Raw genomic sequence first — 18718 nt, forward strand, 5'->3', positions numbered from 1 at the left:
CAATGCCGGCCACCACATCGTTACCACGGTCAATAGGGGCTGTGGATAAAGGTGTCGGTGATTCTGGTTAACAAAAGCGGTGCAATATGCAAGTTTTTATCATGCGTCACGGCGACGCAGCCCTCGATGCCGCCAGTGATTCGGTTCGTCCTTTAACCTCCTGTGGTTGTGACGAATCTCGCCTGATGGCGAACTGGCTGAAAGGTCAAAAAGTGGATATCGAACGTGTTCTGGTGAGCCCGTTCCTACGAGCCGAACAAACGCTGGATGTGGTGGGGGAGTGTATGAACCTGCCAACCGGTGTGGATGTTTTGCCGGAGCTGACTCCCTGCGGCGATGTCGGTCTGGTCAGCGCCTATTTACAGGCTCTGGCCAATGAAGGTATCGCCACGGCGCTGGTCATCTCTCACTTACCTTTAGTGGGGTATCTGGTGTCTGAACTTTGCCCTGGCGAAACACCGCCGATGTTTACCACATCAGCGATTGCCAGCGTAACGCTTGATGAGAGCGGGAAGGGTACTTTTAACTGGCAGATGAGCCCGTGTAACCTAAAAATGGCAAAAGCGATTTAAAAAGCCTGGAATCGGATAAGGCACAGCCGTCATCCGGAAAATCAAAGAGCCGCAAATGCGGCTCTTTCTGTTTTTCTGCATCAGGGAAGTTCGGGCGGTTGCCACTCTTCCACTTCAATCAGCAGCAGCAGCGCGGCGTCGCCACCGTACTCTTTTGGCGCTTGATGAAAGGCCATCACGTGCGGATGCTGCGCCAGCCAGAGCGGCGTTTGCTGCTTAAGAATATGTTTTCCGTGACCATGCATTACGCAAGCGCAAAACACATGCTCACGACGACAGGCGGCAATCAGCGCGCCTAACTCCTGTTTGGCCTGCTGCTGGGTCAGCCCGTGCAGATCGAGAAACAGCTCCGGGGAGTAATCGCCACGGCGCATTTTCTTCAGTTCGAAATGGCTGACGTCGGCACGCAGATATCTTACCGGGCCGTCCGTATTCAGCAGCGGCTGAAACTCGTCCGAGAAATAGTGACTGGCATCAGCTTGTTCCTGCAGCAGCCTTTTAACCGGAACCTCGGTAATTTTTTTACGTAGCGGTCGGTGAACAATGGTGTCCTGTTTAATTTTACGCGTGCCGGTCATCAGCTGGCGAAACAGCGTCTGATCCTCCTCGCTGAGCGATGTTTTCTTTTTCATTCGAGAGTCTCATCTTTTATTTTTCGTTAGTTTAACCCGACTCGGCGGGCATCCGATCGCTTAAAACGCAATTTTCGCGCTCAGGCCCTGTGTGAATGCTGATTTATCGCCGTCTTCGTGGCAAACTAGCCGCCGAAATTAATACGAGCATGCCCTGGAGGAATACGTGGATAAAATTTTCGTCGATGAAGCAGTGAGTGAACTGCATACCATTCAGGACATGTTGCGTTGGGCGGTCAGCCGTTTTAGCGCGGCGAACATCTGGTATGGCCATGGCACGGATAACCCATGGGACGAGGCCGTACAACTGGTGCTGCCGTCACTTTATCTGCCGCTGGATATTCCAGAAGATATGCGTACCGCGCGTCTGACTTCCAGCGAGCGCCATCGCATTGTTGAACGCGTGATTCGCCGCGTCAACGAGCGCATTCCGGTCGCTTATTTGACCAACAAAGCCTGGTTCTGCGGGCATGAGTTTTATGTTGATGAACGCGTGCTGGTACCACGTTCGCCGATTGGCGAGCTTATTAATAACCGCTTTGCGGGCCTTATTAATGAGCAGCCACAGCATATCCTTGATATGTGTACCGGCAGCGGCTGTATTGCCATTGCCTGCGCCTATGCTTTCCCGGAGGCCGAAGTGGATGCGGTGGATATTTCCACCGACGCGCTGGCGGTGACCGAACACAATATTGAAGAGCACGGCATGATCCATCATGTTACGCCGATCCGTTCCGATCTGTTCCGCGATCTGCTGAAAGTCCAGTATGACCTGATTGTGACCAATCCGCCGTATGTCGATGCGGAAGATATGTCCGATCTGCCAAACGAATATCGTCATGAACCTGAGCTGGGTCTGGCGTCTGGCAGTGATGGACTGAAACTTACCCGCCGCATTCTGGGTAACGCTCCGGACTACCTGTCAGATAACGGTATTCTGATTTGTGAAGTCGGAAACAGCATGGTACATCTGATAGAGCAATACCCGGATGTACCGTTCACCTGGCTGGAGTTCGACAACGGCGGTGACGGTGTATTCATGCTGACCAAAGAGCAGTTAGTTGCTGATCGCGAGCACTTCAGCATTTATAAAGACTAAATACACGCGCACATACACAACACTCATAACGGAGCCGTGATGGCAGGAAACACAATTGGGCAACTCTTTCGCGTAACCACTTTCGGTGAATCACACGGGCTGGCGCTCGGTTGTATTGTCGATGGTGTTCCGCCGGGCATTTCTCTGACAGAAGCTGACCTGCAGCACGATCTCGACAGACGCCGTCCGGGTACATCGCGCTACACTACGCAGCGTCGTGAGCCGGATCAGGTGAAAATCCTCTCCGGCGTGTTCGAGGGCGTTACCACCGGCACCAGCATTGGCCTGTTGATCGAAAATACCGATCAGCGTTCACAGGATTACGGCGCGATTAAGGACGTTTTTCGTCCAGGACACGCCGACTATACCTATGAGCAGAAGTATGGCCTGCGTGACTACCGTGGCGGCGGACGCTCATCCGCACGTGAAACGGCGATGCGCGTTGCGGCCGGAGCGATTGCCAAAAAATATCTGGCGGAAAAATTCGGCGTTGAAATTCGCGGCTGTCTGACGCAGATGGGTGATATTCCGCTGGAGATCAAAGACTGGTCCCAGGTGGAACTTAACCCGTTCTTTTGTCCAGACCCGGATAAACTCGAAGCGCTGGACGAACTGATGCGTGGGCTGAAGAAAGAGGGCGACTCCATCGGGGCGAAGGTGACCGTTGTTGCAAGCGGCGTACCAGCGGGTCTCGGCGAACCTGTATTTGACCGCCTGGATGCTGATGTCGCTCACGCGCTGATGAGCATTAACGCCGTTAAAGGCGTTGAGATTGGCGACGGTTTTGACGTTGTTGCACTGCGCGGCAGCCAGAACCGTGATGAAATCACCAAAGAAGGTTTCCAGAGTAATCATGCGGGCGGCATTCTTGGTGGGATCAGCAGTGGGCAACAAATCATTGCTCATATGGCGCTGAAACCGACCTCGAGCATTACCGTTCCAGGGCGCACTATTAATCGCTTTGGTGAAGAAGTCGAAATGATCACCAAAGGTCGTCACGATCCGTGTGTTGGGATCCGCGCCGTGCCAATCGCCGAAGCGATGCTGGCGATCGTGTTGATGGATCACCTGCTGCGTCAGCGGGCGCAAAATGCGGACGTGAAGACCGATATTCCACGCTGGTAAGAGATGAAAAAAACGGCACTTGCGGCGCTGGCTCTGTTTGCCAGCACCGCCTGTCTGGCGGCGACGCCCTGGCAGAAAATTACCCATCCGGTTGCAGGCAGCGCGCAGTCTATCGGCGCATTCTCCAATGGCTGTATTGTTGGCGCAGATACGCTGCCTGTACAGTCAGAACACTATCAGGTGATGCGCACCGATCAGCGCCGTTACTTTGGCCATCCGGATCTGGTGATGTTTATCCAGCGTCTGAGTAATCAGGCCAACAATCTGGGGCTGGGTACGGTGTTAATCGGCGATATGGGCATGCCGGCCGGTGGGCGATTCAATGGCGGTCACGCCAGCCACCAGACGGGACTGGATGTAGATATTTTCCTGCAACTGCCGAAAACCCGCTGGACCCAGTCGCAACTGCTGCGGCCGCAGGCGTTAGATCTGGTCTCACAGGATGGCAAACGTGTCGTGCCGTCACTCTGGAAGCCGGAGATTTTCAGCCTGATCAGGCTGGCGGCAAAAGATAATGAAGTCACGCGTATTTTCGTGAATCCGGCGATTAAGCAGCAACTTTGTCTGGATGCAGGGACCGACAGGGACTGGTTGCGTAAAGTGCGGCCATGGTTCCAGCATCGTGCGCATATGCACGTACGGTTACGTTGTCCTGCCGACAGTCTTGAGTGCGAAGATCAACCGTTACCACCACCGGGTGACGGCTGCGGCGCGGAGCTGCAAAGCTGGTTCGAACCTCCGAAACCTGGAACCACCAAGCCTGAGAAGAAGACACCGCCGCCGTTGCCGCCTTCCTGCCAGGCGCTACTGGACGAGCATGTACTCTAATGGATCATTTTGCCTCTCTGTTTATGGTGTCGCCACTGCTGTTAGGTGTGCTTTTTTTCGTGGCGATGCTGGCAGGTTTTATTGATTCTCTGGCCGGAGGCGGTGGTTTACTCACTATCCCGGCATTGATGGCGGCCGGAATGCCACCCGCGCAAGCGCTGGCCACCAATAAGCTGCAGGCCTGTGGAGGATCTATCTCTTCCTCCCTCTATTTTATTCGCCGGGGCGTGGTTAATCTGGCGGATCAGAAGCTCAATATCTTCATGACTTTTATCGGTTCAATGAGCGGCGCGCTGTTGGTTCAGCACGTGCAGTCAGATATTCTGCGCCAGATCCTGCCGGTTCTGGTTATCTGTATTGGCCTTTACTTTCTGTTGATGCCGAAAGTGGGGGAGGAGGACCGACAGCGTCGGTTGCATGGGTTGCCTTTCGCGCTGGTGGCCGGGGGCTGCGTCGGCTTTTATGATGGCTTTTTTGGTCCGGCTGCGGGGTCGTTCTACGCGCTGGCCTTTGTCATGCTGTGCGGCTACAACCTGGCGAAATCGACGGCCCACGCCAAAGTATTAAATGCCACATCGAATATCGGCGGGCTGTTGCTGTTTGCCCTCGGCGGCAAAGTGATTTGGGCGACCGGATTTGTGATGCTCATTGGCCAGTTTATTGGCGCACGGATGGGCTCACGGCTGGTGCTCAGTAAAGGACAAAAACTCATTCGGCCAATGATCGTCATTGTCTCCGCCGTGATGAGCGCCAAGCTACTTTATGATAATCATGGACAGGAGATTCTCCACTGGCTGGGGATGAACTAATGAATAATACCCATCACTACGAACAGTTAATTGAGATTTTTAACGGCTGCTTTGCCGATGAATTTAATACCCGTCTGATTAAAGGCGATGACGAACCGATCTATCTTCCTGCGGATGCGGAATTACCGTATCACCGTATCGTTTTTGCGCATGGCTATTACGCCAGCGCGTTACACGAAATTTCACACTGGTGCATCGCCGGTAAGGCGCGGCGTGAACTGGTCGACTTCGGTTACTGGTATTGTCCGGACGGACGCGACGCGAAGACGCAATGCAAGTTTGAAGACGTGGAAGTGAAGCCGCAGGCGTTTGACTGGCTGTTTTGCATGGCGGCGGGCTACCCGTTTAACGTCAGTTGCGACAACCTTGAAGGGGACTTTGAACCGGATCGCGTGGTATTCCAGCGCCGTGTCCATGCTCAGGTGATGGAGTACCTGGAAAAGGGGATCCCTGAACGTCCGGCGCGCTTCATTAACGCGTTACAGAATTATTATCACACGCCTGAACTTAAGGCGGAACAATTCCCGTGGCCCGAAGCGCTCAACTGAAGTCGCTGCCACGTTTACAATGAGGAAAGAAGATGATCGCGGAGTTTGAATCACGCATTCTGGCATTAATCGACGATATGGTAGAGCACGCCAGCGATGATGAGTTGTTTGCCAGTGGCTATTTGCGTGGACACCTGACGCTGGCCGTGGCCGAACTGGACGCTGGCGAGGACCATTCCGCTGAGGCATTGTACGCCAATGTGACCAGCAGCCTGGAAAAAGCCATCAGCGCAGGCGAACTATCGCCGCGTGACCAGGCGTTGGTGAAAGAAATGTGGGACACTCTGTTCCAGAAGGCTACTGCACAATAATTGCGGTAAATTGTGCCGGATGGCGATGCTCTGGTGTCTTATCCGGCCTACCTTGTTGGGGGGGGGTAGGCCTGATAAGCGTAGCGTCATCAGGCCATGACGAGAGGGCACCCCATTCTTTTATTTCACAGCTTTACCCTTCAATAACTTCCTGACCCACAGACGATTTGGATTTAGCGCCGCCAGCGTGCTGGCATCCATGGGAATCGGTTCATTGCTCATTTGCGAAGCCAGAATTTCTGCACACAGCGGGGCAGTACACAGCCCGCGCGATCCCAGCGCGCCCAGCATAAATAAATCGGAATAAACTGGCGCGCTTACGGCGTGCTCTTTGTCTGCAGCAAGTGTGGTGTACTGGCTGAGCGTGGCGTCATAGTCCGCGACGTTGCCGACCATTGGCATGTGATCGCGCGTGGCGCAGCGCACCCCGCAGCGGGCGGCATTGTCACTAACGTCTACCTCTTTTGCCCACACAGCGTTCGGGAAGCAGTCGATTAAGCGTTGACGGTTTTGTTGCTGATCGTCCTCGCGATACGCTGTCTCTTCACTCCCACGATGATAGCTGGCGCCAATGCAGTGCTGCTGATTTTGCGGGTTGTGCGGCGTGAGGTAGCCGTCATAGCACAGCACCTGACGTAGCGCTGAAAGTGCAGGTGTGGTGGGAATATGACTCACCTGACCGCCCACGGAGTACACCGGTAGCGGCTGCGTTTGCTCAAAGCTGCTAATGAGATGGCCGTTAGCCAGAACGACTGCTGCGTGAGAGGCGGTTTCTCCACTGGAAAACTGCAATTGCCAGCTTGCTGTCTGGCGAGTCAGTGAGGTCAGCGTATGGTGGTAGCGGGTGCGTAATCCCAGGGTTGTTGCATAGTCCAGTACCGCGGCGGTTAACTGCGCCGGGTACAGCCATCCTCCGGCCGGATACTGAATCCCGCCGCATCCGGTTTCCACACCTGTTGTATGTAAAACCTGCTGTGCGTCAACCCCGACGGCGAGCGCAGCGGGCAGTTCAAGGGACAGCATCTGGGTGATTTTTTGCTGGCTTTTCTCATCCCACGCGAGTTGCGTCACGCCGCACCAGTCATGCGCGAACTCAACGGGGAGGGTGTCATACAGTCGACGGGCGAAGGTAAACGCAGTGGGGAAAAAGAGATTAATGGCCGCGTCATGTTTGCTAAGTAGGGGGTAGAGCGCCCCTTGGCGATTACCGGAGGCGCCCCCGGCAGGTTTATCGTCGGCGCAATACAGCGTGACCTGCCAGCCGCGGCGCAATAACGCCAGTGACAGCAATGCGCTGGCAATTCCTCCACCAATAATGGCGGCTTCGCGCTTATCTGTTCCCGTACGCGCAAACCATGGCGCCGAGGACGTGAGCGCCTGAGTCTGTTCCATCACGCCACAGAGCATTTCGCGTTTGCGCCCAAAGCCTTTACATTTTTGCATTGTAAACCCGGCTTCCTGCAACCCCCGACGTACAAAGCCTGCCGAGGTAAAGGTTGCCAGCGTCCCGCCGGGACGAGCCAGTCGGGCCATCGCGTTAAACAGCGTTGGCGTCCACATATCCGGGTTTTTTGCCGGTGCGAAACCGTCCAAGAACCAGGCGTCCACCTTTTGATTCAGAGAGTCATCCAGCGTACTGGTCAGTTCGTTAATATCGCCAAACCACAGATCCAGCGTGACGCGCCCATCATCAAGCAGCAGGCGATGACATCCCGCCAGCGGCAGCGGCCATTGTTCTTGCAGTGCCGTGGCCCACGGGGCAAGTTCTGGCCAGTGCTGGTGGGCTAAGGTGAGATCTTCACGCGTCAGCGGATATTTTTCAAAGCTGATGAAATGTAATCTTTCCAGGGTAGCTTCTGGGTGGGTATCGCGAAAATCGGCAAATGCCTGCCAGAGCGTGAGGAAGTTAAGTCCGGTGCCAAACCCGCTTTCTGCCACCACGAAGAGGGGACGTGAATGCGCAGGGAATCGTTGTGCGAGATGGTTACCGCCGAGAAAGACGTAACGTGTCTCTTCCAGCCCGTTATCATTAGAAAAATAGACATCGTCAAAATCTCGGGAAACAGGTGTACCCTCAGCGTTGAATTCAAGGTTGGCAGGTTGTATAGCGTATTGTTTCACGTAAGTTACTCGTCTGACAGGCTGTGCCCCGATCTTAGCGATGAGTGCCTGGCTGCGCAAATTTCCACATAAAATGGCTGATCGGACTTGTTCGGCGTACAAGTGTACGCTATTGTGCCATTCGAAACTTTAAAATAGTGCGACTTACAGAGGTATTGAATGAAACGTGCAGTGATTACTGGCTTGGGCATCGTTTCCAGCATCGGTAATAACCAGCAGGAAGTCCTGGCATCTCTGCGTGAAGGACGTTCAGGGATCACTTTCTCTCAGGAGCTGAAGGACTCCGGCATGCGTAGCCACGTTTGGGGCAACGTAAAACTGGATACCACTGGCCTCATTGACCGCAAAGTAGTGCGCTTCATGAGCGACGCATCCATCTATGCATTCCTATCAATGGAGCAGGCAGTGGCTGATGCCGGCCTGGCTGCAGAAGATTACCAGAACAACCCGCGCGTTGGCCTGATTGCAGGTTCCGGCGGCGGCTCCCCACGTTTTCAGGTGTTCGGCGCTGACGCAATGCGTAGCCCACGTGGTCTGAAAGCGGTTGGCCCGTATGTGGTCACCAAAGCGATGGCGTCCGGCGTTTCTGCCTGCCTCGCAACGCCGTTCAAAATCCACGGCGTAAACTACTCCATCAGTTCTGCCTGTGCGACATCTGCGCACTGCATCGGTAACGCGGTAGAACAAATTCAGTTGGGCAAACAGGATATCGTTTTTGCTGGCGGCGGCGAAGAGCTGTGCTGGGAAATGGCGTGTGAATTCGATGCAATGGGCGCGCTGTCTACCAAATACAACGACGATCCGTCAAAAGCTTCCCGTACCTATGACGCAAACCGCGACGGTTTCGTTATTGCTGGCGGCGGCGGTATGGTCGTGGTTGAAGAAATGGAGCACGCTCTGGCACGTGGCGCGCACATCTATGCGGAAATCGTCGGTTACGGCGCAACGTCCGATGGCGCAGACATGGTTGCTCCGTCTGGCGAAGGCGCAGTACGTTGCATGCAGATGGCGATGCACGGTGTAGACACGCCGATCGACTACCTGAACTCTCACGGTACCTCAACTCCGGTAGGCGACGTGAAAGAACTGGGCGCAATCCGCGAAGTGTTTGGCAACAACAGCCCGGCAATCTCCGCAACCAAAGCGATGACAGGTCATTCACTGGGCGCGGCTGGCGTGCAGGAAGCTATCTACTCTCTGCTGATGCTGGAACATGGCTTTATCGCGCCAAGCATCAACATTGAAGAGCTGGATGAGCAGGCGGCAGGTCTGAACATCGTGACCAAACCGACCGAGCAGGCGCTGACCACCGTGATGTCCAACAGCTTCGGCTTTGGCGGCACCAACGCTACGCTGGTTATGCGTAAGCTGAAGGCGTAAGTCTAAGATTGAATACTAAAAAAGGGAGCCAACAGGCTCCCTTTTTACCGTGTTTACTTCGGCATTTTTTCGTATTCCGGCGCGATCTCAGCCGACCATGCTCTGGCTCGCGTAATCTCTCCGGCATTGTAAATGGGCTGCTCGTAATGACGACCCATGTCCCGGACACGATAAATTTTCCACCGTCCTTCCTCCCAACGGGTATAAACCTCCAGTTGAATAGGGGCTGACTCAGTGCCTAACTGCAGGTTCAGTTTTTCACCGCCGAGGAATGGCTGCGCCTGTCCAACCCGCAACAGCGGGATCCATGCCGGTGCGTAATCCTGCACATACATAAAGTAGTCCGCTTGCACGATCTCCTGCTCATAAAGCGTATCAATTAGCGCCAGACGCCCGATAACCTCTTTTGCGACATAGCGTTGCAGTAATGCTGATGTTTCGCGGGGCGCATCCGGATCCTGAGTGTAGTTCTTCATCCACGAAAGATAGAACTGTTTCACATCCTGCGTGCTGTCACGGTGAGAAGGGGTACAGCCACAAATCAGCAGGATGAGAACAATCAGTAGAAAAGCTTTCATTACTTCTTCCTGTAAATGGTGTATGACGGCTTTGCGGTCCGATAACCTGGACCGGCCCACATGTCTCGCTGTTTGAAGTCGGAATACCAGTCATGACCGTCATATATCGCCATGTGACCGCTCGGGTTTCCATTAGCATAAGGTTGAATGATGATGACATCCCCTTCGCGCGGCTCTTCAAGCGCGCCAATGGCGCTGAAACCGGCGTTTTTCAGCATCGGACCATAATCTTTGGCATGGTAAGTGCGCCCAAGAGTAACGCCGCCTGCCTGAACAGCTTTGCGGGTATATTCCGCACAGCGCCCTTGTGAATGTGAACTCGCGTGCGATTTGGCGTAATTGACCGCCACCTTTTTATCCCAACTCATAACGACTCCTGTTAATAACATACGTAATAGCAATTACGTGATGCTTTAACAGTATTTACGCAATTGGAAATGGCAAATAGTGCTATTAATATTCTCAATATATTAAGCTGGGATATTTATTAATTTATATGCTCGATAAATTACGAGTGATCTATTTAATATTAAGTATTACTTGTTTTATCCTCTGGCTGCTGGCGTGGATAGCGTGACGGCCAAATCACGTCTGGCGAGGTTTCGAGCGCCTGCGCAATGATCTGTTCCGCTCTGGGCCAGCTTCGGGTAAATACATTGCGCAGTGAATCGGGTGATAATCCAGCCGCACGAGAAAGATCTCTGAGCGTGATTCCTTTTTTTTCCAGTGCACTTTTAATATCTGCACGATGCCAGTCTTGGCTTTTGTGTTCCATTCTGTAATCCTAAGGAAATGTGTTATCGGCGCCGATATTTTTCAGGGTATAAACCAGAGAAACAAAAGAATGTAACTTTCTTTTTGGTCACTGGAATATTGCCAGAATAAAACTGAAATTTCGCGCAAAAGAAAAAATATTTTTTATTCCACAGGCAGAAAGGAAAGAAACTAATGGCAAAAGAGTGGTTCACGGTAAAGGAATGTCTTGAATTGCCGGGGTTTCCAGGAAGCGCGCCTGCGGTTCGTTCCCGTTTAAACATGTACAGTGAAGGCAAAGAGGGCGTGAAGCGCAAACGTGTTAAATCAAAGGCTGAGGAGTTCCATATCTCCATTTTCCCTTTGTATGTCCGTCCTTACCTGAAAGAAACTGAAAAGGTGCTGGCCTTAGAGAGCCGTTGCGTACAGGAAGCAGAACCGAAAGAGATTTGGGATATGATGTTCAGACTGCTGACGCCGGGGCAGCGCAAGCAGGTGACCGGACTGTTTGGCACAAAAGGAATTGATGCTGTATTTCCTTTTTTATTCGACGAAAAGTCGTCTTTACCGTGAACCAACCTGGTGAGATTTCAGGGTTGACAAATTTAGTGGCTCACAGGCAGACTTCGCACTCAACATTATCTATCTGATAATGCGTAAGCGTTTAACGTTATCCAACGCACCTTAATCCTGAAAGTCAGGTAGAGGGGGCGTGGACATTCCTCGCCTTACTCTGCATTTTGGAGTAACGCATGACAGCTGTAACCCAACAAGAAAAAACACCTTCGGCGAACTTTTCGCTGTTTCGTATCGCTTTTGCAGTTTTCCTGACCTATATGACGGTCGGTCTACCTTTGCCCGTTATTCCTCTGTTTGTGCATCAGGAGCTGGGCTATGGCAACACCATGGTTGGTATCGCCGTAGGCGTACAGTTTCTGGCAACGGTATTAACGCGCGGCTACGCCGGGCGCTTAGCCGATCAATATGGCGCCAAACGTTCGGCGCTACAGGGGATGTTTGCCTGTGGATTGGCGGGTGCGGCGTGGCTGTTAGCCGCGCTATTGCCTGTTTCTGTCCCTGTAAAATTTGCATTGTTAATCGTCGGGCGTTTGATCCTCGGTTTTGGCGAAAGCCAACTGCTCACCGGAACGCTGACCTGGGGGCTTGGGCTGGTCGGTCCAACACGCTCGGGTAAGGTGATGTCGTGGAACGGGATGGCGATTTACGGTGCGCTGGCCGCCGGTGCACCGCTGGGCTTGCTGATCCATAGCCACTTTGGCTTTGCGGCGCTGGCGGGAACGACAATGGTATTACCGCTGCTGGCATGGGCATTCAACGGCACCGTTCGCAAAGTGCCTGCTCATGCAGGAGAACGCCCTTCGTTATGGAGCGTGGTAGGGCTTATCTGGAAACCGGGCCTGGGCCTGGCGCTGCAGGGCGTTGGCTTTGCGGTGATCGGTACGTTTATTTCACTCTATTTTGTCAGCAATGGCTGGACGATGGCGGGGTTCACCCTGACCGCGTTTGGCGGGGCGTTTGTGCTGATGCGCATTCTGTTTGGCTGGATGCCGGATCGGTTCGGAGGCGTGAAGGTAGCCGTTGTCTCCTTACTGGTTGAAACCGCGGGGCTGATTCTGCTGTGGCAGGCCCCATCAGCATGGATTGCGCTGCTCGGGGCGGCATTAACCGGGGCAGGGTGTTCGCTTATCTTCCCGGCATTGGGCGTAGAGGTTGTGAAGCGAGTGCCCGCGCAGGTTCGCGGTACGGCGCTGGGCGGTTACGCCGCGTTTCAGGATATCTCCTACGGCATAAGCGGCCCGGTCGCCGGGGTGCTGGCCACCGCGTACGGTTATCCCTCGGTATTCCTTGCCGGAGCGATATCCGCCGTGGTGGGGATTGTCGTGACGCTGCTTACGCTGCGCAAAGGTTAAGCGACCAGCCAGAAAATGGCTAATGCGATCATTAACGCGACAAACAGCAGTCCCGGTCGTGCCGACAGAGATTTTACCGTTTCAATCATCGGCGCGAACGGGCTGTAAATAGGCTGAAGATGGCGCGGATCGTTTAGCTCGCGTTCCCGTTCTACGCGGCGCAGGAAGATTTGATTCAGCAAGTCCTGTACCTGCACCGTGGTCAGAATCGTTTGTGGTTGGATCTGATACGTCTGCTGCGCGTACTCTTTTATTGCCGTCAGCTCATTCGGCTCTAATGGCAGCTTCAGCGCCGCCTGGAGCGTTTGTAGCGTCGGGGCGCTTTGCAGGCTGAGGGTCTGGCGCGCCTGCAGCCAGGTGACCAGATGAGTAAACTGTTTGGCGGGGATCAGCTCACCGCTTTTTACGCCAGACAGCTCTAACATTGACTGCCAGATCATCTTACCTGACTCTCCCGTGGCCGCCGCCAGTTTGGTAACCAACTGGTTCAGCGTATTGTGCTCTGCGGGTAATAACGGACGATCGGTGGCCGGGCGCTGTTGCGGTTGCGGTATAGAAAGCTGCCCTTGTTGCAGCAGCGTGAGCACGTTCTTCAACTGCTCAGGCGTGAGCTGGCTGAGCGCCGTTTGCCCATACTGCTGACGGATAAAATCACTTACCGCCTGACGGTTATTTCCCTGACTCAGTAATTCAGTGAGCTGTGAGAGAACCTGACGATTAGCATGATTTTGCTGAGCAACACCCAGCCGCTGATTCAGGTTTTGCTCCGCGGCAGGAAAGTGACGTGATTGCAGCGGCGTATCACTTTTGACGCCCAGATCGTGCTTCATTCCGGCCCACACCTCGGCGCTTTGCTGTTGGGTGAGTGAAATCAGACGGGTAATCAGTCGTTCCAGCACGGTACGTTGTTGTGTGGATAACGGTTGTTCACCCGCAGCAGAAGGGGCATTTTGGCCTTCGCCGGGAGGGCGTGCGGGTGTACCTGAAATGGGCTGCATCATCTCTGTTCCTTAAATCTGTGCTGACCAGGTCTCGCAGTATGCCTGGCGGCGAGATTATGGCACACTTGCCCGGTTAACTCTCGTTCTCAAACAGGTGCGAAAGACGTGAAAATCCTCGTTGATGAAAATATGCCCTATGCCCGCGAACTGTTCAGTCGTTTGGGGGAGGTCAAAGCGGTTCCCGGTCGCCCGATTCCCGTTGCCGAACTGGATGATGCGGATGCCTTAATGGTGCGCTCGGTGACGAAAGTAAATGAATCACTGCTTAGCGGAAAACCGGTTCAATTTGTCGGCACGGCAACCGCAGGCACGGACCATGTGGATGAAGCTTGGCTTGCGCAGTCGAAGATCGGCTTTTCCGCAGCGCCCGGCTGTAACGCGATTGCGGTCGTAGAATATGTTTTTTCAGCGTTGCTGATGCTGGCGGAGCGCGACGGGTTTGCGTTACGCGATCGTACTGTAGGCATCGTAGGCGTGGGCAATGTGGGCGGACGTTTGCAGGCACGTCTGGAAGCACTGGGGATCCGCACGCTGCTGTGCGATCCGCCGCGAGCCGATCGCGGTGATGAGGGAGATTTCCGCTCGCTGGACGAACTGGTAGAGCAAGCCGATGTGTTGACTTTCCATACGCCGCTGTTTAAAGACGGACCGTACAAAACGCTGCACCTGGCAGATGATGCGCTGATTAGCCGGCTGAAGCCGGGCACCATTGTGATCAACGCCTGCCGCGGGCCAGTCATCGACAATACGGCATTGCTGAACCGATTGAATGCCGGGCAGTCGCTGAGCGTCGTGCTGGATGTCTGGGAAGGGGAGCCGGATCTCAATGTGGCATTGCTGGAGAAAGCCGATATCGGCACGGCGCACATTGCCGGGTATACCCTGGAAGGAAAAGCGCGCGGCACCACGCAGGTCTTTGAGGCTTTTAGCAAGTTTATTGGTCGCGAACAACACGTTGCGCTCAATACCCTGTTACCTGCGCCGGAATTTGGTCGTATCACTCTGCATGGCCCGTTAGATCAGCCAACGCTGAAAAGGCTGGTGCATTTAGTGTATGATGTGCGCCGCGATGATGCGCCGCTGCGTAAAGTCGCTGGAATTCCGGGTGAGTTTGATAAGCTGCGTAAAAATTATCTTGAGCGCCGTGAATGGTCGTCTTTATACGTGATGTGTGACGACGCAACGGCTGCTGCCTTGCTGTGTAAGCTGGGTTTTAACGCTGTTTATCACCCGGCACATTAATGTCTTCTTAATGCTCCCTGTCGAATAATGCGACAGGGACGCTTACGTATTTCTGGAGTAAATCACCATGTCTGAAGGCTGGAATATTGCCATTCTGGGCGCAACGGGCGCCGTAGGCGAAGCCCTGCTCGATACGCTGGCTGAACGCCAGTTCCCGGTCGGTGAAATTTATGCGCTGGCGCGTAATGAAAGCGCGGGTGAGCATCTGCGTTTTAACGGTAAATCGGTCCTTGTTCAGGACGTTGTAGACTTTGACTGGACGCAGGCGCAACTGGCATTTTTTGTTGCGGGCGCTGAAGCCACCGCCGCATGGGTGGAAGAAGCGACCAATGCCGGTTGCCTGGTTATCGACAGCAGTGGCCTGTTCGCGCTTGAGCCGGACGTTCCGCTGGTGGTTCCGGACGTTAACCCGTTCGTACTGGCCGATTACCGCAACCGCAATGTGATTGCGGTCCCTTCCAGCCTGACCAGCCAACTGCTGTCTGCGCTGAAGCCGCTAATTGATGACGGCGGGCTGTCACGTATTACGGTGACCAATATTATTTCTGCTTCCGCTCACGGTAAAAAAGCCGTAGATGCGCTTGCCGGACAGAGCGCGAAACTACTGAACGGCATCCCGATTGACGATGACGATTTCTTTGGTCGTCAGCTGGCGTTCAACATGCTGCCGCTGCTGCCGGATCGCGAAGGTAGTGTGCGCGAAGAGCGTCGTATCGTCGATGAAGTGCGCAAAATTATGCAGGACGACGGGCTACTTATCTCCGCCAGCATCGTGCAGTCGCCGGTATTTTATGGCCACGCACAGATGGTGAATTTTGAAGCTCTGCGTCCGTTGGCGGCGGAAGAAGCACGCGATGCGTTTTCACGCGGTGAGGACGTAGTGTTGTCAGAAGAGACCTATATCCCGACGCAGGTTGGCGATGCGTCAGGTACTCCGCACCTTTCAGTTGGCTGTGTGCATAACGATTACGGGATGCCGGAACAGGTTCAGTTCTGGTCTGTGGCAGACAACGTACGCTTTGGCGGCGCGTTGATGGCGGTAAAAATTGCGGAAAAACTGGTGCAGGAGTACCTGTACTAATGTCTGACCTGCAACAGCCGTCAACCCATAAAATTGCGCTGGGCATTGAGTATGACGGCAGCAAATATTATGGCTGGCAGCGCCAGAACGAAGTGCGTAGCGTTCAGGAAAAACTGGAAAAAGCGCTCTCTCAGGTGGCGAATGAACGCATCACTGTCTTTTGTGCGGGACGCACGGATGCGGGCGTTCATGGCACAGGGCAGGTCGTGCACTTTGAAACGACTGCCCAGCGTAAAGATGCAGCCTGGACACTGGGGGTAAATGCGAATTTACCTGGTGACATCGCTGTGCGCTGGGTGAAAGCTGTACCCGATGATTTCCATGCCCGATTTAGCGCCACGGCTCGCCGTTATCGCTACATCATCTACAATCATCGGTTGCGCCCTGCGGTTTTAGGTAAAGGGGTAACCCATTACTATGAACCGCTGGACGCTGAGCGTATGCATCGTGCGGCCCAGTGTTTGATTGGTGAAAATGATTTTACCTCGTTTCGGGCGGTGCAGTGTCAGTCGCGCACACCGTGGCGTAACGTGATGCACATTAACGTTGAACGTTTTGGTGCATATGTGGTGGTGGATATTAAAGCGAATGCCTTTGTACATCATATGGTCAGGAATATTGTCGGCAGCCTGATGGAAGTAGGCGCCAACAACCAGCCGGAGAGCTGGATAGCAGAACTGCTAGCGGCGAAGGACAGAACGCTGGCAGCGGCAACGGCGAAAGCGGAAGGACTGTATCTGGTTGCAGTAGATTACCCGGAACGGTTCGACCTGCCAAAACCGCCTATGGGCCCGCTATTTCTGGCGGACTAATTTGAGTCGTATAAAGGCAAAACTATGGACCTGATTTACTTTCTTATCGATTTTATCCTGCACATTGATGTGCATCTGGCGGAGCTGGTTGCGGAATACGGTATCTGGGTATACGCGATTCTGTTTCTGATCCTGTTCTGCGAAACCGGGCTGGTGGTGACGCCGTTCCTGCCGGGAGACTCGCTGCTGTTTGTCGCTGGCGCGCTTTCTGCGCTGCCAACTAACGATCTCAATGTTCATCTGATGGTGATGTTGATGATTGTGGCGGCGATTATCGGCGATGCGGTGAACTACACGATTGGCCGTTTGTTCGGTGAAAAACTCTTCAGTAACCCGAACTCTAAAATTTTCCGTCGCAGTTACCTGGATAAAACCCATGCGTTCTACGAGCGTCATGGCGGCAAAACGATTATCCTCGCGCGTTTCGTACCTATTGTACGTACATTTGCACCGTTTGTTGCCGGTATGGGACACATGTCCTACCGTCATTTTGCGATGTATAACGTCGCAGGCGCGCTGCTGTGGGTATTGCTGTTCACCTATGCAGGCTATCTGTTCGGCGATCTACCGATCGTTCAGGAAAACCTGAAATTACTGATTGTGGCGATCATCGTCCTTTCCGTATTGCCGGGCATAATTGAAGTGATTCGCCATAAACGCGCTGCGTCACGGGCTGCAAAATAGAAAGTAACTCAGCGGTTCGACCACTTTTTTATCCAAAGTTTCGGGCTGTTATGTTTTAATGTGCAACATTCATGGTCTGTTAGGGGCAAAAATGGCATTATGCGCCCCTTATAACAAAGCTGACTAGGGTTCAGGCAGAAAGGTCACCAATGAGCTGGATTGAACGAATTAAAAGCAACATTACTCCCACCCGCAAGGCAAGCATTCCTGAAGGGGTGTGGACCAAGTGTGATAGCTGCGGTCAGGTTTTATACCGTGCTGAGCTGGAACGTAATCTTGAGGTCTGTCCGAAGTGTGACCATCATATGCGCATGTCGGCGCGCAATCGCCTGCATAGCCTGTTAGATGAAGGTTCTCTTGTGGAACTGGGTAGCGAGCTTGAGCCGAAAGATGTGCTGAAGTTTCGTGACTCCAAAAAGTACAAAGACAGACTGGCTTCTGCGCAGAAAGAAACTGGCGAGAAAGATGCGCTGGTGGTAATGAAAGGCACGCTGCACGGTATGCCGGTCGTTGCTGCTGCATTCGAGTTCGCGTTTATGGGCGGCTCCATGGGCTCTGTGGTCGGCGCGCGTTTTGTCCGTGCCGTTGAGCAGGCGCTGGAAGATAACTGTCCGCTGATCTGCTTCTCCGCTTCTGGCGGGGCGCGTATGCAGGAAGCGCTGATGTCTCTGATGCAGATGGCGAAAACCTCTGCTGCGCTGGCGAAAATGCAGGAACGCGGTTTACCGTATATTTCTGTACTGACCGACCCAACAATGGGCGGTGTTTCTGCTAGCTTCGCGATGCTGGGCGATCTCAACATTGCAGAACCGAAAGCACTGATCGGCTTTGCTGGTCCGCGTGTTATCGAGCAAACCGTACGTGAGAAACTGCCGCCGGGATTCCAGCGTAGCGAGTTCCTGATTGAAAAAGGCGCTATCGATATGATCGTCCGCCGTCCTGAAATGCGCCTGAAACTGGCAAGCATTCTGGCGAAGCTGATGAATCTTCCTACGCCGAATCCGGATGAGCCGCGTGAAGGCGAGGTGGTACCTCCGGTTCCCGATCAGGAATCAGAGGCCTGATAGTTTACTCTATGGGTTTCGGGTTGCAGGCAGGCGATAAGAGAGTTGATCCCGATGAGCTTACACAGGTAAGTGATTCGGGTGAGCGAGCACAGCCAACGCATCTGCAACGTGAAAAACAACGTGTAAAAAAGGGCAGGCCGGTTG

The 18718-nt window shown here is 53.8% G+C and carries 21 protein-coding genes; 15 read left to right on the plus strand and 6 right to left on the minus strand.

The window, feature by feature from the left end:
* Positions 1–86 precede the first annotated feature (86 nt).
* On the plus strand, positions 87–572 hold the full coding sequence (gene sixA / locus GFC06_RS11525) for a phosphohistidine phosphatase SixA (RefSeq protein WP_003028179.1): 486 nt from the start codon (positions 87–89) through the stop codon (positions 570–572).
* 80 nt (positions 573–652) lie between these two features.
* Here the strand turns inward: sixA and smrB are convergent, their stop codons facing one another.
* Positions 653–1204, minus strand: a complete 552-nt coding sequence (gene smrB, locus GFC06_RS11530) for an endonuclease SmrB (RefSeq protein WP_016157059.1) — start codon at positions 1202–1204, stop codon at positions 653–655.
* Positions 1205–1370: 166 nt separating this feature from the next.
* Here smrB and prmB point away from each other — a divergent pair, with 166 nt between their 5' ends.
* The 6 genes from prmB to GFC06_RS11560 are packed head-to-tail and all read left to right on the plus strand — an operon-like array spanning position 1371 to position 5924.
* Positions 1371–2303, plus strand: a complete 933-nt coding sequence (gene prmB / locus GFC06_RS11535) for a 50S ribosomal protein L3 N(5)-glutamine methyltransferase (protein ID WP_153690175.1) — start codon at positions 1371–1373, stop codon at positions 2301–2303.
* A 39-nt stretch (positions 2304–2342) separates the two neighbouring features.
* The gene (aroC, locus tag GFC06_RS11540; RefSeq protein WP_153690176.1) at positions 2343–3428 is read left to right on the plus strand and encodes a chorismate synthase; all 1086 of its coding nucleotides are present in this window, start codon (positions 2343–2345) and stop codon (positions 3426–3428) included.
* 3 nt (positions 3429–3431) lie between these two features.
* The gene (gene mepA, locus GFC06_RS11545; protein WP_016153875.1) at positions 3432–4256 is read left to right on the plus strand and encodes a penicillin-insensitive murein endopeptidase; all 825 of its coding nucleotides are present in this window, start codon (positions 3432–3434) and stop codon (positions 4254–4256) included.
* Positions 4256–5065 carry a sulfite exporter TauE/SafE family protein gene (locus GFC06_RS11550; RefSeq protein WP_016153874.1) on the plus strand — a complete coding sequence of 270 codons (810 nt, stop codon included), beginning with the start codon at positions 4256–4258 and terminating at the stop codon, positions 5063–5065. Before mepA ends, GFC06_RS11550 begins: the two co-directional genes overlap by 1 nt.
* The gene (locus GFC06_RS11555; RefSeq protein ID WP_153690177.1) at positions 5065–5613 is read left to right on the plus strand and encodes an elongation factor P hydroxylase; all 549 of its coding nucleotides are present in this window, start codon (positions 5065–5067) and stop codon (positions 5611–5613) included. The genes GFC06_RS11550 and GFC06_RS11555 overlap by 1 nt, the downstream gene beginning before the upstream one ends.
* 32 nt (positions 5614–5645) lie before the next feature.
* Positions 5646–5924 (plus strand): YfcL family protein, encoded by a 279-nt coding sequence (locus GFC06_RS11560; RefSeq protein WP_016157057.1) that lies wholly within the window; start codon positions 5646–5648, stop codon positions 5922–5924.
* 120 nt (positions 5925–6044) lie between these two features.
* On the opposite strand, the gene mnmC is transcribed toward GFC06_RS11560, so the two are convergent.
* Positions 6045–8045, minus strand: coding sequence for a bifunctional tRNA (5-methylaminomethyl-2-thiouridine)(34)-methyltransferase MnmD/FAD-dependent 5-carboxymethylaminomethyl-2-thiouridine(34) oxidoreductase MnmC (gene mnmC / locus GFC06_RS11565; protein WP_194831195.1), 2001 nt, complete (start codon positions 8043–8045; stop codon positions 6045–6047).
* A gap of 159 nt (positions 8046–8204) precedes the next feature.
* On the opposite strand from mnmC, the gene fabB reads away from it, so the two are divergent.
* Positions 8205–9425 carry a beta-ketoacyl-ACP synthase I gene (fabB, locus tag GFC06_RS11570; protein ID WP_141875461.1) on the plus strand — a complete coding sequence of 407 codons (1221 nt, stop codon included), beginning with the start codon at positions 8205–8207 and terminating at the stop codon, positions 9423–9425.
* A 53-nt stretch (positions 9426–9478) separates the two neighbouring features.
* Here the strand turns inward: fabB and GFC06_RS11575 are convergent, their stop codons facing one another.
* From GFC06_RS11575 to GFC06_RS11585, 3 genes are all read right to left on the minus strand, one after another.
* Positions 9479–10003 carry a YbjP/YqhG family protein gene (locus GFC06_RS11575; RefSeq protein WP_153690179.1) on the minus strand — a complete coding sequence of 175 codons (525 nt, stop codon included), beginning with the start codon at positions 10001–10003 and terminating at the stop codon, positions 9479–9481.
* Positions 10003–10371: an NlpC/P60 family protein gene (locus GFC06_RS11580; protein ID WP_016153868.1), complete on the minus strand. Its 369-nt coding sequence runs from the start codon at positions 10369–10371 to the stop codon at positions 10003–10005. The genes GFC06_RS11575 and GFC06_RS11580 overlap by 1 nt, the downstream gene beginning before the upstream one ends.
* Before the next feature lie 161 nt (positions 10372–10532).
* Complete coding sequence (locus tag GFC06_RS11585; protein ID WP_141875460.1) at positions 10533–10778, minus strand: helix-turn-helix domain-containing protein; 246 nt, start codon at positions 10776–10778, stop codon at positions 10533–10535.
* A 173-nt stretch (positions 10779–10951) separates the two neighbouring features.
* Between GFC06_RS11585 and GFC06_RS11590 the strand changes: the two genes are divergently transcribed.
* Both GFC06_RS11590 and GFC06_RS11595 read left to right on the plus strand, forming a co-directional pair.
* Positions 10952–11329 (plus strand): hypothetical protein, encoded by a 378-nt coding sequence (locus GFC06_RS11590; RefSeq protein ID WP_047500873.1) that lies wholly within the window; start codon positions 10952–10954, stop codon positions 11327–11329.
* A gap of 179 nt (positions 11330–11508) precedes the next feature.
* A complete protein-coding gene (locus tag GFC06_RS11595; RefSeq protein ID WP_016153865.1) occupies positions 11509–12687 on the plus strand; it encodes an MFS transporter in 1179 nt (392 codons plus the stop codon).
* Here GFC06_RS11595 and flk read toward each other — a convergent pair.
* A complete protein-coding gene (flk, locus tag GFC06_RS11600) occupies positions 12684–13685 on the minus strand; it encodes a flagella biosynthesis regulator Flk (RefSeq protein WP_016153864.1) in 1002 nt (333 codons plus the stop codon). The two genes, GFC06_RS11595 and flk, sit on opposite strands and share 4 nt — an antisense overlap.
* Before the next feature lie 108 nt (positions 13686–13793).
* Here flk and pdxB point away from each other — a divergent pair, with 108 nt between their 5' ends.
* From pdxB to accD, 5 genes are all read left to right on the plus strand, one after another.
* Entirely contained in the window at positions 13794–14930 is a 1137-nt protein-coding gene (gene pdxB / locus GFC06_RS11605) for a 4-phosphoerythronate dehydrogenase PdxB (RefSeq protein WP_016153863.1), read from the plus strand.
* A gap of 67 nt (positions 14931–14997) precedes the next feature.
* Positions 14998–16011 carry an aspartate-semialdehyde dehydrogenase gene (locus GFC06_RS11610; protein ID WP_016157051.1) on the plus strand — a complete coding sequence of 338 codons (1014 nt, stop codon included), beginning with the start codon at positions 14998–15000 and terminating at the stop codon, positions 16009–16011.
* Positions 16011–16823: a tRNA pseudouridine(38-40) synthase TruA gene (gene truA / locus GFC06_RS11615; protein WP_016157050.1), complete on the plus strand. Its 813-nt coding sequence runs from the start codon at positions 16011–16013 to the stop codon at positions 16821–16823. The genes GFC06_RS11610 and truA overlap by 1 nt, the downstream gene beginning before the upstream one ends.
* Positions 16824–16847: 24 nt before the next feature.
* On the plus strand, positions 16848–17507 hold the full coding sequence (locus GFC06_RS11620; protein ID WP_016153860.1) for a DedA family protein: 660 nt from the start codon (positions 16848–16850) through the stop codon (positions 17505–17507).
* 149 nt (positions 17508–17656) lie between these two features.
* Positions 17657–18571, plus strand: a complete 915-nt coding sequence (accD, locus tag GFC06_RS11625; protein ID WP_016153859.1) for an acetyl-CoA carboxylase, carboxyltransferase subunit beta — start codon at positions 17657–17659, stop codon at positions 18569–18571.
* Positions 18572–18718 lie beyond the last annotated feature (147 nt).

It is taken from the genome of Citrobacter braakii (assembly GCF_009648935.1).
Classification (GTDB): domain Bacteria; phylum Pseudomonadota; class Gammaproteobacteria; order Enterobacterales; family Enterobacteriaceae; genus Citrobacter; species Citrobacter braakii.

What these genes read in the sequence shown, in the direction of transcription:
- GFC06_RS11555 (WP_153690177.1), top strand. Translation starts at nt 5,065, where the DNA reads ATGAATAATACCCATCACTACGAACAGTTAATTGAGATTTTTAACGGC.
- GFC06_RS11620 (WP_016153860.1), top strand. Translation starts at nt 16,848, where the DNA reads ATGGACCTGATTTACTTTCTTATCGATTTTATCCTGCACATTGATGTG.
- GFC06_RS11580 (WP_016153868.1), bottom strand. Translation starts at nt 10,371, where the DNA reads ATGAGTTGGGATAAAAAGGTGGCGGTCAATTACGCCAAATCGCACGCG.
- GFC06_RS11595 (WP_016153865.1), top strand. Translation starts at nt 11,509, where the DNA reads ATGACAGCTGTAACCCAACAAGAAAAAACACCTTCGGCGAACTTTTCG.
- GFC06_RS11590 (WP_047500873.1), top strand. Translation starts at nt 10,952, where the DNA reads ATGGCAAAAGAGTGGTTCACGGTAAAGGAATGTCTTGAATTGCCGGGG.
- GFC06_RS11550 (WP_016153874.1), top strand. Translation starts at nt 4,256, where the DNA reads ATGGATCATTTTGCCTCTCTGTTTATGGTGTCGCCACTGCTGTTAGGT.
- truA (WP_016157050.1), top strand. Translation starts at nt 16,011, where the DNA reads ATGTCTGACCTGCAACAGCCGTCAACCCATAAAATTGCGCTGGGCATT.
- GFC06_RS11610 (WP_016157051.1), top strand. Translation starts at nt 14,998, where the DNA reads ATGTCTGAAGGCTGGAATATTGCCATTCTGGGCGCAACGGGCGCCGTA.
- fabB (WP_141875461.1), top strand. Translation starts at nt 8,205, where the DNA reads ATGAAACGTGCAGTGATTACTGGCTTGGGCATCGTTTCCAGCATCGGT.
- aroC (WP_153690176.1), top strand. Translation starts at nt 2,343, where the DNA reads ATGGCAGGAAACACAATTGGGCAACTCTTTCGCGTAACCACTTTCGGT.
- GFC06_RS11560 (WP_016157057.1), top strand. Translation starts at nt 5,646, where the DNA reads ATGATCGCGGAGTTTGAATCACGCATTCTGGCATTAATCGACGATATG.
- mepA (WP_016153875.1), top strand. Translation starts at nt 3,432, where the DNA reads ATGAAAAAAACGGCACTTGCGGCGCTGGCTCTGTTTGCCAGCACCGCC.
- flk (WP_016153864.1), bottom strand. Translation starts at nt 13,685, where the DNA reads ATGCAGCCCATTTCAGGTACACCCGCACGCCCTCCCGGCGAAGGCCAA.
- accD (WP_016153859.1), top strand. Translation starts at nt 17,657, where the DNA reads ATGAGCTGGATTGAACGAATTAAAAGCAACATTACTCCCACCCGCAAG.
- smrB (WP_016157059.1), bottom strand. Translation starts at nt 1,204, where the DNA reads ATGAAAAAGAAAACATCGCTCAGCGAGGAGGATCAGACGCTGTTTCGC.
- GFC06_RS11585 (WP_141875460.1), bottom strand. Translation starts at nt 10,778, where the DNA reads ATGGAACACAAAAGCCAAGACTGGCATCGTGCAGATATTAAAAGTGCA.
- sixA (WP_003028179.1), top strand. Translation starts at nt 87, where the DNA reads ATGCAAGTTTTTATCATGCGTCACGGCGACGCAGCCCTCGATGCCGCC.
- GFC06_RS11575 (WP_153690179.1), bottom strand. Translation starts at nt 10,003, where the DNA reads ATGAAAGCTTTTCTACTGATTGTTCTCATCCTGCTGATTTGTGGCTGT.